The organism is Cyclobacterium sp. SOCE241, from assembly GCF_056867545.1.
Genome location: NZ_CP149779.1, coordinates 4,342,468 through 4,357,058 on the forward strand (window position 1 = coordinate 4,342,468; position 14,591 = coordinate 4,357,058).

At 41.3% G+C, this 14,591-nt stretch carries 6 protein-coding genes and 4 pseudogenes; 5 read left to right on the top strand and 5 right to left on the bottom strand.

Annotation, left to right across the window (positions count from 1 at the left end; genetic code table 11):
• Window positions 1-25 precede the first annotated feature (25 nt).
• On the bottom strand, window positions 26-2,935 hold the full coding sequence (locus tag WG932_RS21910; RefSeq protein WP_483085384.1) for a lamin tail domain-containing protein: 2,910 nt from the start codon (window positions 2,933-2,935) through the stop codon (window positions 26-28).
• Window positions 2,936-3,039: 104 nt separating this feature from the next.
• On the opposite strand from WG932_RS21910, the pseudogene WG932_RS21915 reads away from it, so the two are divergent.
• Both WG932_RS21915 and WG932_RS21920 read left to right on the top strand, forming a co-directional pair.
• A pseudogene (locus WG932_RS21915) lies at window positions 3,040-4,028 on the top strand (aspartate-semialdehyde dehydrogenase).
• Between the two features lie 33 nt (window positions 4,029-4,061).
• Complete coding sequence (locus WG932_RS21920) at window positions 4,062-5,234, top strand: THUMP-like domain-containing protein (protein WP_483088703.1); 1,173 nt, start codon at window positions 4,062-4,064, stop codon at window positions 5,232-5,234.
• 244 nt (window positions 5,235-5,478) lie between these two features.
• Here WG932_RS21920 and WG932_RS21925 read toward each other — a convergent pair whose 3' ends face one another.
• The 4 genes and pseudogenes from WG932_RS21925 to WG932_RS21940 all read right to left on the bottom strand — a co-directional run bounded on the left by WG932_RS21925 (window position 5,479) and on the right by WG932_RS21940 (window position 10,561).
• The gene (locus WG932_RS21925) at window positions 5,479-5,670 is read right to left on the bottom strand and encodes a hypothetical protein (RefSeq protein WP_149394992.1); all 192 of its coding nucleotides are present in this window, start codon (window positions 5,668-5,670) and stop codon (window positions 5,479-5,481) included.
• A 64-nt stretch (window positions 5,671-5,734) separates the two neighbouring features.
• A pseudogene (gene infB, locus WG932_RS21930) lies at window positions 5,735-8,772 on the bottom strand (translation initiation factor IF-2).
• 70 nt (window positions 8,773-8,842) lie between these two features.
• A complete protein-coding gene (nusA, locus tag WG932_RS21935; RefSeq protein WP_014019985.1) occupies window positions 8,843-10,087 on the bottom strand; it encodes a transcription termination factor NusA in 1,245 nt (414 codons plus the stop codon).
• 5 nt (window positions 10,088-10,092) lie between these two features.
• Window positions 10,093-10,561 (bottom strand): annotated as a pseudogene (locus WG932_RS21940) (ribosome maturation factor RimP).
• Between the two features lie 157 nt (window positions 10,562-10,718).
• Here WG932_RS21940 and cysS point away from each other — a divergent pair.
• The 3 genes and pseudogenes from cysS to galK all read left to right on the top strand — a co-directional run bounded on the left by cysS (window position 10,719) and on the right by galK (window position 14,372).
• Window positions 10,719-12,213 (top strand): annotated as a pseudogene (gene cysS, locus WG932_RS21945) (cysteine--tRNA ligase).
• On the top strand, window positions 12,203-13,195 hold the full coding sequence (locus tag WG932_RS21950) for a M28 family peptidase (protein WP_014019988.1): 993 nt from the start codon (window positions 12,203-12,205) through the stop codon (window positions 13,193-13,195). The pseudogene cysS and the gene WG932_RS21950 overlap by 11 nt, the downstream one beginning before the upstream one ends.
• A 22-nt stretch (window positions 13,196-13,217) precedes the next feature.
• Window positions 13,218-14,372: a galactokinase gene (gene galK / locus WG932_RS21955; protein WP_483085385.1), complete on the top strand. Its 1,155-nt coding sequence runs from the start codon at window positions 13,218-13,220 to the stop codon at window positions 14,370-14,372.
• Window positions 14,373-14,591: the final 219 nt, after the last annotated feature.

Genomic DNA, 14,591 nt, shown 5'->3' on the forward strand with positions numbered 1-14,591 from the left:
TTGACCTGATAAGGATTAACCTGAATCACATCCAGAGGGGTTGGCCTTGAACCAAATATTGCGCGCTAAAGAGAACAGTACTTGGTTCGTAAAACCTTGAGAAAAATATCAGTACGGATTCCGCATCCCAAATCGTAGCTTCTGTTACATAAAGTAGCCGGTTATCCACGGAAAAATGAAGCGCTTTCCTAAGCTCCCCATTTTTGCTACTTACAGTGGGAAGGTTTATGGAGAGTAATCCCACTACCCAAGCCTCTTCATTGAATACGGTTATTTTTTCCCCACCATCACTAAGTTCAAACATAGAAAATAATTGGTTATTAATTAGTAATGAATCCGGTGAAGCGATACTTTTACTTAAACTGATTACCAAAGAATAGGGATTCGTAAGATATGCTGTATCAATTATTGGTGGGAGGGTATCCCAAATAAATTGGCGTTTTATCGGCTCTTCCAACTTTTTCCCATACAGGTCTTCAAGGCCATCAATGTTTACATGGTAGGCTGCACCGGTGATCCATTCGAAAGTAAACGAAAGAAGAACCTGATTCTCATTTGTCATTTCCAATGCATAAGGAGCTTCATTCATTTCCACTATGCTATATACCTGAGACAATAGAGCCCGTTCGGGATCCAATGCTTTGTTGAAGGTTAATAAAAGACTGTTATTGTCTGGAATTTCCAGATTTTCCAGTTCAATTGGTCTTGTGTCTCGAACATAGGTTTTTTGCAAAGTAATCCTGTCCTTTCCATCGCTGTCTACCATATTTTGCACAAGCAATTGTTGCGCTTTGTTTTCGGGAAATTCTGCATCAAAAAACAAAATATAAGCATTTGTTTCCTCAGGATCCTTCAAAACCTTTATAGGATGCACTTGACTTTCTCCTGCAAGATAATTTTCCTGATTTGTTGCAGATTCCCCACTGATTTTTGCAGAGTAAATTACCTTCAAACTATTGGGTGAAAGCATCATAACTGTATCCAAAACATCTTCCCAGACAAAGAAAATGGTATCAATATGCATCTGATTTCCTGACTGGTCGGCAATATTGCTAAGGCTTAAGCTATAGGTTTCACCCAATAGCAGTGGCTTTGAAAGACCGATTTGAACTACATTGGCTGCTTTTTCTGAAATAGCAGGAATGTAAGCTATCTCAACCTGTGAGATTAATTGATAGTTCGATGGTTTGCTTGCAGAAATAGGGTCAACAGCTTCGTTAAATTCCACAACTATGGTTGATTCATCTATTCCACCAACCTTTTTAGCCTTTGGTGGTTGACCGTCATAGACAAAAGTAATTGCATTTTCACTCAAAGGGAGGGAATAGCAATCCAGCAAACTTTGGACCGATAGGGTATAGGATTCTCCTGATAGCATGGGGTTGCTGAGCTGAAGAAGTATGAAATTTTGACGATGCTCCAGAATACGCGTTGCTTGATCATTAAGAGAAATCTTGGTGGCTGTTGCCAAGACAGATGGAAGTATTTTGGAAAAGGAAAGTTGAATTTGTAGGGAGGACAAAGTTTTAATTTCAAGTATTTCAAAAATTCTTTGATCGGCAACTTCACTAAACCGATTGTTAGTTTTCCCTGGTGTACCGCCTTCTGCTGCAGCAGAAGCTTTCCAATTGAAAGGGTCATTACAGTCAAGAAATGGGTTGATACGCTCAATGGACCAACCACCTTTTTCTTTTTCCTTATCGGCATAGAGGGATTGATCATAACTTAAACTATCTATCAGGTTTCCAAAGCCATCATTTAATAGAATTTCTCCAGCGCTGTTGACAAGGGTCGGGAACGCCTCCATGCCGGCCACCTTTCCAAAATGCTGAAACAATTCCTGATGGGGGGCGGCACAAAGGATCAAGTGTTCCTGAGGCTGAATAAGGATTTGAGGAATTGTCGCATCGTTATAAGTGAAATTGCTAAGTTTAATGGCCTTTTCGGTTTGGTTAAAAATTTCTATAAACTCAGCATTGGGAAGGATAGGGTTCTCCGGGATCAAACCTTTGGGGTTGGGGTCCGGCATGATTTCGTTGATTACAAGAGTACCCTCAGGCGTTGCTTTTTGGTGGTCAAAACTAATGGACCAGTCGGTAAACACTAGATCTGACTGTAGTGATTTGATCTCTTTGAAAAGTAAGCGGTAGTCATTATTGTAAATATAGTCATCAAAATGAAGGAGCAATTGATTGCTTTGGGGCTGAGTAATGCTAAAGGGCTGACCATAATTGGCGCTAAGAGTGGCAATCTCCGAAATTAAACTCACTTCTTGGTCAAAATCTAAAAGTAAGCTACTGTCATTTGCTGTTGGTATAATCTTAGCATTTAGAGCTGCACTCTTTTCTTCCGCTGTGCCTATATTGAAATCATCTAGAAACAACCTGGCAGCTGTGCCGGAACCCTCTCCATAGTCCACCTCCAATTTTAAAGTCAAATCTTCTGTATGCCAATAAATTTCAGGTATTGGTTGCTTGTATTCCCGATAAGGAGTGTCTTTATTAAGAAAAGTTGTATCTGATCCTATTTGGTTCCGAGCTGAAAAATTCTTCCCTTGGTCTGTAGAATAAGAAAGGTATACAAGTACTGGTCTGTTTCCGGAGCCATTTTCACCTGTTTTGGCCCAAAATGAAATTGTGGGCTTTTTTAACCCTACAGTCAATGTTTTTATGTAAATTTGCGCGTTGAAAGTACTGGTAGTCTGAATGGCCAAGGCCTGGGAATCAGCGATTCCTTCTGCTGAAGCTTGAAATACTCTGGATTTTCCGGACCGGATCTGATTGGCTGACCATCCTGACAAAAATTCATCAGGGTAGTTAGCGATGTTGAATTCAGTCTCAAAATCCTGTTTGGAATTTGTTTGGCCAAGACAAAAATTTGAAAAACCAAATAAGGTAAATGCTATGAAATTCCAAATTAAAACACTGGTTTTCATGTCATTAATATAACTAAAAGTATACTAAATAAGTATTTATTATTGAAGAATATTTTTCTCGGGACAGAACCGGGAAAGTTTAATCGGTCAAAATTATAATCAAAATGAAGTTAGCCGTAGTTGGAGCCACCGGATTGGTAGGTTCAGAAATCCTAGAAGTGCTCGAAGAGCACAATTTCCTTTCGATGAATTATTGTTGGTTGCCTCTGAGCGTTCTGCAGGGAAAAAGATTGCTTATAAGGGTAAGGAGTATACGGTAATTGGTCTCAAACAGGCAGTGGCAGAAAAGCCAGACGTGGCTATTTTTTCAGCCGGTGGAGGAACTTCTCAAGAATGGGCACCCCAGTTTGCTGAGGTAGGTACAATCGTGATTGACAATTCTTCAGCATGGAGAATGGACCCAACAAAAAAATTGGTAGTACCGGAAATCAATGGCAAGAGTCTTAGAATTGATGACCGTATCATCGCTAATCCTAATTGCTCTACCATTCAAATGGTATTAGCTTTGGCTCCATTGAGAGAAAAATATGGCATCAAAAGAATTGTGGTTTCTACCTATCAGTCCGTTACCGGAACGGGTAAAGATGCAGTAGATCAGATGATGGCAGAAAGAAATGGAGAAAAAGCCGATATGGTTTATCCCTATAAAATTGATTTGAATGTATTGCCTCATATCGATGTATTCCAAGAAAATGGATACACCAAAGAGGAAATGAAGATGATTAATGAAACCAAAAAAATCTTTGGGGATGACTCCATTCAGGTAACGGCTACTGCTGTGAGAATTCCTGTAATGGGTGGTCATTCAGAAGCTGTTAATGTGGAATTCCACAATGATTTTGACTTGGCAGAAGTCAAAGAATTGTTGGCCAAGACTCCGGGAATTATTGTAGAAGATGATCCGGCAAATAATATTTATCCCATGCCATTGAATGCGCACAAAAAGGATGAGGTGTTTGTGGGAAGATTAAGGAGAGATGAAACACAAGCCAATACCCTAAATATGTGGATTGTAGCCGATAACCTAAGAAAAGGGGCAGCAACAAATGCAGTTCAGATAGCCGAGTATTTACTGGAACACAGCATGGTTTAAGTGAACCTTGAAAATATATATCATCAAGAATTGATGCAGTTTGTGCAGGATCATCTAAAGGAAGATCCTGCACAATTGCTTTTAAGGCATAAAAATGTCCCGGGAATAGATTTAAAAATAGCCGCCCAGCAAATTGCCATGCGACAAAAGGCTGCTAAGAAGCTTCCTTTTTGGGCGAGTCACCCTTCCTTAATTTTTCCTCCCAGCCTATCTATGGAGCAGTGCTCTTCTGAGCTTACGGCAGCATACAAGGCCAAGTTGGTTTCGGGCCAAACCTTTATTGACCTTACAGGAGGTTTTGCTGTAGATACTTTTTATATAGGCAAAAATTTTAAATCTGTGAGCTACCTGGAAAGGCAGCAAGAACTGGTGGAACTTGCCCGGTACAATCTTTCCAGATTATTAATGGACCAAGAGATCAAATTGAGTTTGGTGCATGGAGAGTCGATTCAGTTTATCGAAGAATCTCAAGCCAATTACGATGTGCTTTTTGTGGACCCGGCCAGGAGAGGTAGTGGGAATCAAAAGATGTATCAACTCAAAGACCTTGAACCTGATGTTAGCCAAAATTGGGATATTTTAAAGGCTAAAGCCAAGGTAATTTTGATCAAAGCATCACCTATGCTTGATATCCGGGCAGCGCTTAAGGAATTGCCGGAAATCAATGAAGTGCATGTGGTAGCCGTAAAAAATGAGGTAAAAGAATTGCTGTTTCTTTACTCTGGAAAGCATGAGCCTTTGAAAGTGGTAGCCACTGAATTAGGCAGTAAATCTGTGCAACAGTTTTCTTTTAAGGTGGAGGAAGAAACAAATGCTACGGTTAACTATTCTTTGCCACAAAAATTTCTGGTTTTGCCTTACGCTTGTATTTTAAAAGCCGGGGCTTTTAAAAGCTTTGCTCAGCAATTTGGCTTAAACAAACTTCATCCACACACCCATCTTTACACTGCCGATGAATTAACCGGTCCGGTACATGGGAGGGTTTTTGAAGTATTAGAGGAACTAAAATTGGATAAGAAAACCCTTAAAACGCGCTTTCCTAATGGAAAAGTGAATGTATTGACCCGCAATTATCCCATCAAGCCGGACCAGATCAAAAAGAGATACAAGCTTAAGGATGGAGGGGATGACTATTTAATTGGCTGTACTTTATTGGATGGGAAGACTGCTGTGTTAAGGTGTAGGCTTTCTCAAGAAGATAGTTAATTTGAATCTGAGTAAATTTGTTTCCGGACTTCGACAATGGTTCAGCCCCATTAAAAGCCGGTTTCACTATTGAGCTTTTGGATGGCTAATACCGGAAAAAACTTACTCATCAATGCCCCTAAACCACCTCCTGCGTCGGTTTAACTTAAGCTTAAAAGATTGCACTTTTCTAGAGTGCTAAATTGAATATTGAGATCTCGATTTATGCATTTTTAAAATGTTAATTCTCCGAATGACGATTATTTTAGGCCCATTGGGTCAAGGCGAGCTTAAGGGAATATAATATGGCTGCAGGTAGGCCATAGCATTTTAACACCGTCATCCGGTTAAAACGGTGCATAAACCAAAGGACAATAACCGGTCTTATTAGCCCTAGGATGGTCCCTAAAAGGGCTGTGAAAAACAAGATGTTTATGGCTGCAATAAGAGTTTCCATGTCTTGAATGCAAAAAGGGACAACTTTACGCTGTCCCTTTAATTATATTTACAATTGCAATAATTTATTTTTTACGTTTAACTTCTTCCATTTTGTACCCTTCGAAGGTATCTCCTTGCTGGATATCATTAAAGCCTTTGATGGATACACCACATTCGTAACCATATTTCACTTCACTTACATCATCCTTGAATCGTTTCAAGGCACTGATTTCACCTTCGTGAATCACTATACCATCTCTGATAATTCTGATTTTGTTTTTACGGTTGATATATCCGTCTGTTACGTAACAACCGGCAACAGTACCTACTTTAGAGATTTTGAAAACTTCTCTAACCTCGATATTACCTGTGATCACTTCCTCAAATTCAGGCTCTAGCATACCTTCGATGGCATCCTTGATCTGGTTGATGGCGTCATAGATAATGGAGTAATGCCTGATCTCGATTTCTTCTTGTTCAGCTAGGCGTTTGGCATTCACAGATGGCCTTACCTGGAAACCGAGAATAATCGCATCCGAAGCAGAGGCAAGCAATACATCCGATTCGGAGATTTGACCTACTCCATTGTGAATGATGTTTACATTTACCTCGTCTTTGGAAAGTTTCAGCAAGGAATCGGAAAGGGCTTCCACAGAACCATCCACGTCACCTTTGATAATGATGTTGAGTTCTTTAAAGCTACCAATGGCCAATCTTCTACCAATTTCATCCAAGGTAATGTGTTTCTTGGTACGTAAGCTTTGCTCTCTTTGTATTTGCTCCCTTGAGTTGGCAATTTCCCTTGCTTCTCTTTCAGAATCATATACTTTGAACACATCGCCTGCTTGAGGGGCTCCTCCTAAACCAAGTACTTGTACCGGTGTGGAAGGGCCTGCTTCTTCCACTTTTTTACCCAAGTGGTCAAACATGGCTTTCACTCTACCGTAGTGTTGACCTGCCAAGATGGTGTCTCCTACATGGAGCGTTCCTGCTTGAACCATAATGGTGGATACATAACCTCTACCTTTGTCAAGGGAAGCTTCGACTACAGTACCTACTGCATTTTTATTTGGGTTGGCTTTTAGTTCCAGTATTTCAGATTCCAGCAATACTTTTTCTAATAGCTCGTCAATACCCACACCTGTTTTGGCAGAGATATCTTGAGATTGGTATTTACCACCCCAATCTTCCACCAATAGGTTCATATTTGCCAATTCTTCCTTGATTTTTTCCGGATTGGAGTTTGGCCTATCAATTTTATTGATGGCAAAGATCATAGGAACACCTGCTACCTGAGCATGGTTGATGGCTTCTTTGGTTTGTGGCATGACGTTGTCATCCGCTGCAATTACGATAATGGCAACATCAGTGATTTTTGCACCTCTGGCACGCATGGCTGTAAAAGCTTCGTGACCCGGAGTATCCAAAAATGCAATTTTGTGTCCATCGGAAGTTTCCACATCATAGGCCCCGATATGCTGGGTAATTCCACCTGCTTCGCCATGGGTTACTTTTGCCCTTCGGATATAATCCAGTAGGGAAGTTTTACCATGATCTACGTGACCCATTATGGTCACAATCGGCGCTCTTTCTATAAGTGTATCTTCGTTTTCCTCTTCTATGACTTCAGTTTCTTCCTCGTCAGTTTTGGTAAATTCTACATCATAATGAAATTCATCTGCGATGATGGTAATGGCTTCTGCATCCAACCTTTGGTTGATGGAAACAAACATTCCCAATCCCATACAGACAGAGATCACTTCATTTACAGAAACATCCATTAAAGATGCCAGGTCATTTGCGGAAATAAATTCCGTTACCCGTAATATTTTGCTTTCCTCCGGAGTTTCACTAACCTCCTTGGTTCTTTCAGATCTTTTGTCTCTTCTGTTTTTACCTCTACCTCCGGATTTACCACCTCCTTGCAGACGAGCAAGTGTTTGTTTGATTTGATCCTGAATTTCTTTTTGGGTAGGTTCCTCTTTTTGGAATCGTGGGTTTTGACCTCTTCCTCCCGGACGTCCTACGCCTCCTCGGTTGTTTCCTTTTCTGGCACCACCGCCACCTTGTCCACCTTGTCCTCTTCCGGCAGGTGTATTCCTCGCTCCGTCACCACTTTTGGCAGGACGGTTATCAATCCTTTTTCTTGGACGTTTCTTCTTCTCCTTGTTGCGCTCATCAGAAGAGGCAACCGGTTTGGATTTTTTCTTTGGTTTGTCTTTGGGGAGTTCGATTTTTCCCAAAACGGTCAAACCTTTAAGGGAATCTGCCTTTGCAGATATCACCTTGTCTTCAGTCTTTTCGATAGGTTTCTCCGGTTCTTTAGTAGTTGCTTTCTCTTCTGTATTAGGCTTCGATTGGGCAGTAGGCTCCTTAGGCGCTTCAGGTTTAGCTTCTGGCGCTTTTTTAGGAGGTGTGGCTTTCTCTTCTGCTTTAGGAGCAGGAGGAGTTTTAGCTACCGGCTTTTCGGTTTTTTCTGGAGTAGGAGTAGGTTTAGGCGTTGTCGTTTCCGCTTTTGGCGCTGCTTTCTGAGGCTGTTCTTTTTCCTTTTTAGGTTCAGCTTTTACTTCAGGTTCCTTTTTGGCTTCAGGTTTTGGTTCCGGCTTTTTAGGCTCTTCTGCCACCGGCTTAGGTGTAGAAGGCTTAGGCTCTTCCTTCACTTCCGCAGGCTTTGGTTTGGATTTATTGCCATCCAAATCAATTTTGCCCAGCACTTTATTCCTTGAAGTTTAGGGGCTTCATTTGATATTTTATCAGTAGCTTTTTCCTCAGCTTTTTTCTCCTCGGCAGGAGGAGGTGCACTGGCCGGTTTGCTAGTGCTTACCGGTTTTTTCGGCTCCGGCTTTTTGATTTCTTTTTCAGGCTCAGATTCAGACTCCGCCTTGATGGTGAAGTTTTCATTGTGCCTTTTGCCTATAGATAGATGGGAGGCCTCTTCCTTTTCTTGAGCAGAAGACTTGAACTCTTTGGCAAGCATATTGTAATGTTCCGAACTTATCTTCGAGTTCGGATTGCTTTCTACCTCAAAGCCCTTCTTGGCCATAGACTCAACAATGGTGGAAACCCCCACATTGAGTTTTCTGGCTACTTGGCCTAATCGCATCATTTTTTCTTCTGACATACTAATACCTATTCCTGTATTTATAATAATGCAAATATAAAGGGGATAACGAATTATCTGTCGTTATTTGCTATTCAAATTCTTGTTTTAATATTTTAAATATATCGGCAATCGTTTCTTCTTCCAATTCTGTCCTCCTTAAAAGGTCTTCTTTGGTCAATGCCAATACACTTTTCGCAGTATCCAAACCTGTTTTCTTCAACTCCTCTAATACCCAACTTTCAATTTCGTCAGAAAATTCAGATAGATCAACATCTTCTTCATCTTCATAATCAGAAAGTTCTCTAAAGACATCTATTTCATAACCTACCAAACGACTGGCAAGCCTGATATTGAAGCCTCCTTTTCCTATGGCTAGAGATACCTGATCAGGTTTCAAATATACCGAAATCCTTTTAGCTTCTTCATTCACTTGGAGTGAAGTTACCTTGGCAGGACTTAATGCTCTGGAAACATATAAATCAAGATTGTCTGTGTAATTGATAACATCAATGTTTTCATTCTGTAGTTCTCTTACCACAGCATGAATCCTGCTACCTTTCATACCCACACATGCTCCAACCGGATCTATCCGATCATCGTATGATTCTACGGCCACCTTGGCCCTGTCTCCGGGTTCTCTCACTATCTTTTTGATGGTTATCAAACCATCGTATACTTCCGGTACTTCATTCTCAAATAACCTTTCCAAGAATATTGGAGATGTTCTCGAAAGTATAATTTTTGGATTACCGTTGATCATTTCCACCTTGTGAACAATCGCCCGGACAGTATCTCCCTTTCTAAACCTGTCCTTAGGTATTTGCTCTGACTTGGGCATGATCAATTCATTGCCCTCACCATCCATAAGTAGAATTTCTCTACCCAATATCTGATAAACTTCTGCAGTGATAATCTCACTTACAAGTTCTTCATATTGCTGGAAAAGTAAATCCTTTTCTAAATCTTTAATTCTTTGAATTAGGGTCTGCCTGGCCATCATTACCGCCCGTCGACCAAAATCCTCCAATTCTATTTTTTCATAGGTCTCTTCACCGATTTCAAAATCAGGCTCAATTTTTTTGGCTTCTGCCAAACTAATTTTGTCATGATCCCAGATGTCTTCAGAATTGTCGTCCACGATCTCTCTAATCCTTACGATCTCCAAATCACCTTTGTCCGCGTTGATGATCACATCAAAGTTTTCATCAGTTTCATACTTTTTACGAATCATCGCCCTAAATACATCCTCGAGAATGCGGATCATTGTCGGTCTGTCCACATTTTTTGATCTTGCAAACTCTGCAAATGATTCAATCAGAATTTTAGCATCCATTGTTTTTATTTGAAAGAGACTAATACAATTGATTTTTTAATTTGGTTGAAAGGTATGCTGAGCGTTTCTTCAACAGCCTTCTTCCCCTTTTCTTTTTCTTTACCAACAACTGAATTCCTGTCTGCTCCACTTCTGTAAGTTTTCCTTCCGTGTCTTTCCCTTCTTCAAGGCTAACCCTTAAGTTTCGGCCAATATTTTTTGATATTGCCTCCTTGAACTTAAAGGAAAATCTACTCCGGGAGAGGAAACCTCCATTATATAAGCAGTGTCCATCAGTTCTTTGGCTTCTATTTCTTCACCTACGGCTCTACTTACCAATGCACAAGAATCAATATTAATGCCGTGATCAGCGTCAATTAATATTTGTAAAGATTTTTTATTTCCCTTCTTCACTATTTGAACATCTACGACAAAATGACTGCTGTCGGGAAGGTGCTTTTCCACTATTTCTTCTATCGTTTGCCTCAAATCCATATCTTTTTACTTACTTGCTTTTGGTTTTTGTCCCAAAAATGATCAATAAATGAAAGAGGGGACTCTGTGTCCCCTCTGTTGTCATGAATTAACTCAGGTACAAATGTAATAAAATTATTTTCCTAAAAAAGTATTGAAAGTTTGATAAATTTGCCCCATGCAATCAAAAAAGTTAAAAATATACAATACCCTCACCAGGGAGAAGGAAATTTTTGAACCCATTAATCCTCCAAATGTTGGAATGTATGTCTGTGGCCCCACCGTGTATGGAGATGCACATCTGGGCCATGCCAGGGCTGCCGTTTCCTTCGATATCGTTTTCAGGTACCTCACTTTTCTCAATTATAAAGTCCGCTATGTACGGAATATTACCGATGTGGGCCACTTGGAAGCTGATGCAGATGAGGGTGAAGATAAAATTGCAAAAAAGCAAAACTGGAACAGCTAGAGCCCATGGAAGTGGCCCAGCAATATGCCTCCTCTTATCATAGAGACATGGAGTTGCTCAATACTTTCAAGCCCAGCATTGAGCCCCGTGCCACAGGACATATTCCGGAGCAGATCAAGCTCATCGAAGAAATCATTGAAAATGGCCTGGCCTATGAGGTCAATGGAAGTGTGTATTTTGATGTGCTCAAATACAATGCGCAAGAAAAACAATACGGGGTCTTGTCCGGTCGTGTGGTAGAAGAACTGATGAGTGGGAGCAGAGAACTCGATGGGCAATCGGAAAAAAGAAATCCTGTGGACTTTGCCCTATGGAAAAAAGCTTCTCCAGAACACCTGATGCGTTGGGAGTCCAAATGGAGTGTGGGCTTCCCGGGTTGGCACCTAGAGTGTACGGCCATGAGTTCCAAATACCTGGGAGATCAGTTTGATATCCACGGTGGAGGAATGGACCTGATGTTTCCACACCATGAATGTGAAATTGCCCAAAGCAATGCAAGCCATCATACCGACCCTGCAAAGTATTGGATGCACAACAATATGATCACCATCAATGGACAGAAGATGGGAAAATCATTAGGGAATTTCATTACCCTTCAGCAATTGTTCAATGGAGATCATGACAAACTGGAGCAGGCCTATAGCCCCATGACGGTAAGGTATTTTATCTTAACAGCCCATTACCGCTCCACATTGGATTTCTCTAATGGCGCTTTACAGGCTGCGCAAAAAGGCTATAAAAAGTTAATCAATGGGCTGAGAATTGCCGGCCAACTGAAATATGAGGCCGATCCGGAAGTGCTGGTGGACGATAAGCTTGTTTCACAAATTGAGAAAAGCATTGCGGCTGCCTTTGCGGCCATGAATGATGACTTTAACACGGCTCAGGCCATCGGTCATCTTTTCAACTTGTTGAAAAAATCAATAGCCTTTACACCGGACAGTTGAAACCTGCCCAGTTGGGTAAAGATGTGTTTGATAAACTGATTCAAACTTTTAACGTATTTATTACTGAGATTTTAGGTTTGCTAGAGGAAAAAGGTGACAATCAGGAAGCTTTGTTAAAAGTGATCATCGACCTTTATAGCAAGGCCAAGACTGCCAGAGATTATCAAAAAGTGGATGAAATCAGGGCGGCATTGAAAGATATGGGTGTAATAATTAAAGACATGAAGCATAGCGTAGATTGGGCTTATGAAGAATAATAAAATTGGGTTGATCATCGTAGGCTTGCTATTTTTGATGGCTGCCTGTGGTGACAAAACCGGAAATGAAAAAAGATCCGAAGAAGTAATCAATTACCGGGAAAGCCCTGCGTTTAACGCCGATTCTGCCTATGCCTATATACAGCGGCAGGTGGACTTTGGCCCTAGGGTACCCAATACCGAAGCTCATAAAGCCACCGGAGACTGGATCGTTCAGAAGCTCGAAAGTTTTGGCTTAGAAGTGACTGAGCAGACTTTTCAGGACAAGGCTTATGATGGGAAAGTGCTTCAGCTGAGAAATATTATAGGGAGCTATAAGCCTAAGGCCACCAAAAGAATTTTGCTGGGCGCACACTGGGATACTCGGAGAATTGCAGATAAGGATACTCAAGACCTGGAGGAACCAATTGATGGTGCCAATGATGGAGCCAGTGGAGTGGGGCTTTTGTTAGAAGTCGCTCGGATCTTGCATACAGACAGCCTTCAGCCCGATGTTGGGATAGATTTTATATTCTTTGATGGGGAAGATGATGGGGAGCCGGAACACAGGGATTTTCGTGATACGAGCCAAATTTGGTGGTGTCTGGGTTCCCAATATTGGTCAGAAACACCGCATATTCAGGGTTATTCCGCCTATTACGGTATATTGGTAGATATGGTGGCAGGGAAGAATGCCAGGTTTTATAAAGAAGGCTATTCTGTGCAATTTGCCAAGAATATTGTGGACAAGGTGTGGGGCTATGCCCACCATTTGGGTTATGGAGATTTCTTTCCCATGCGCAATGCCGAGGCCATTACAGATGACCACCTCTTTGTCAATCAGAATGCCAATATTCCCATGATCAACATTATCGAATATAGCCCTGATTATGGTTTTGGTCTATACCACCATACCCATCAGGACAATATGGAGATCATTGATAAAAAGACACTTTCTGTGGTGGGGAATACGGTATTGTTTACCCTCTTTCAGGAACAGTAAAATTTAGATAACCACATTTTTAATGCGTTTACCAGACCTAATTGCCCAAACATTTGAAGAAAAGTTTCAGTCAAAACCCATCATTGTTCGCTCTCCCGGGAGGATCAACCTTATCGGGGAGCATACAGATTACAACGAGGGATTTGTCTTGCCTGCAGCCATTGACAAATCCATTTACCTGGGCTTTGCCAAAAACAACCGGCGTACCTGTAGGGTTTATTCGCTAGATTTTGAGGAAGAACAATCTTTTTCGCTTGACAATTTGAAACCGGCTAACGGCTGGGTGAACTTTGTGATGGGCGTGGCCAATGCCATTCAGAAGTCCGGTAAAAAGCTGGAAGGCTTTGACTGTGTATTTGGTGGGGACATTCCTATAGGGGCTGGACTTTCTTCATCTGCCGCTTTGGAAAATGGTGTAGGCTTTGGGCTGAATCAGCTGTTTGATTTACAATTGGAAAGGCTGGAATTACTGAAATTTTCCCAACAGGCTGAACATGAATTTGTAGGCGTAAAATGTGGGATCATGGACATGTTTGCTTCCATGATGGGCAAAAAAGACCAGGTCATTCGTCTGGATTGCCGTTCTTTGGGTCATTCTTATTTCCCTTTGGAATTGGGGGACTACCAATTGATCCTATGCAATACCAAAGTGGCCCATTCCCTGGCTGAATCTGCCTATAACCAAAGGCGGGAGGAATGTCAGGAAGGCGTAAGTCAGGTCAAGAAACATTTTCCAGAGGTAAATAGCCTTAGAGACATCAGCTTACAAATGCTGGACAAGGCAAAGGGGGAAATGTCTGCTGTGGTTTACAAACGTTGTGCCTATGTGATTCAGGAGAATGTACGCCTGATAAAAACCTGTGAGGCATTGGCCAAGCAGGACCTGGAGGCGGTAGGACAATTTCTCTATGGCTCGCATGATGGACTTTCCATAGATTATGAAGTGAGTTGTCCCGAACTAGATTTTTTGGTGGATTATACCCGGGAATTGCCCCTTGTATTGGGCGCCAGAATGATGGGTGGTGGATTTGGAGGATGTACCCTAAACCTGATCAAGAAAACCGATAAAAATGAATTTATCGCCGCCATTTCAGCCGCCTATGCCGACAAGTTCAATAGGCAAATGGAAAGCTATGAAGTGAACGTTGCGGATGGTACGGGGGTTTTTGAGGTTTAAAGAAATTGGTTGCAATTTTTTTCTGCGCGGAATGAACTTAGTATTCTCAAAGGTGAATAAAGAACATAGGTAGACTTAAGGATGTAGCATCAAATCTTTGTACGGTGGGGTTCTTATCCGTTTCCATTCCATCAAATTGATCAGCGATATAAGGTCAATCCTATTAAAAAAGAGTATTTCACAGCCCTATTTGCCAAATTCTTTTTTAAATATAAAATC

What these genes read in the sequence shown, in the direction of transcription:
- WG932_RS21925 (WP_149394992.1), bottom strand. Translation starts at nt 5,670, where the DNA reads ATGGAAACTCTTATTGCAGCCATAAACATCTTGTTTTTCACAGCCCTT.
- WG932_RS21920 (WP_483088703.1), top strand. Translation starts at nt 4,062, where the DNA reads ATGCAGTTTGTGCAGGATCATCTAAAGGAAGATCCTGCACAATTGCTT.
- galK (WP_483085385.1), top strand. Translation starts at nt 13,218, where the DNA reads ATGCGTTTACCAGACCTAATTGCCCAAACATTTGAAGAAAAGTTTCAG.
- WG932_RS21910 (WP_483085384.1), bottom strand. Translation starts at nt 2,935, where the DNA reads ATGAAAACCAGTGTTTTAATTTGGAATTTCATAGCATTTACCTTATTT.
- WG932_RS21950 (WP_014019988.1), top strand. Translation starts at nt 12,203, where the DNA reads ATGAAGAATAATAAAATTGGGTTGATCATCGTAGGCTTGCTATTTTTG.
- nusA (WP_014019985.1), bottom strand. Translation starts at nt 10,087, where the DNA reads ATGGATGCTAAAATTCTGATTGAATCATTTGCAGAGTTTGCAAGATCA.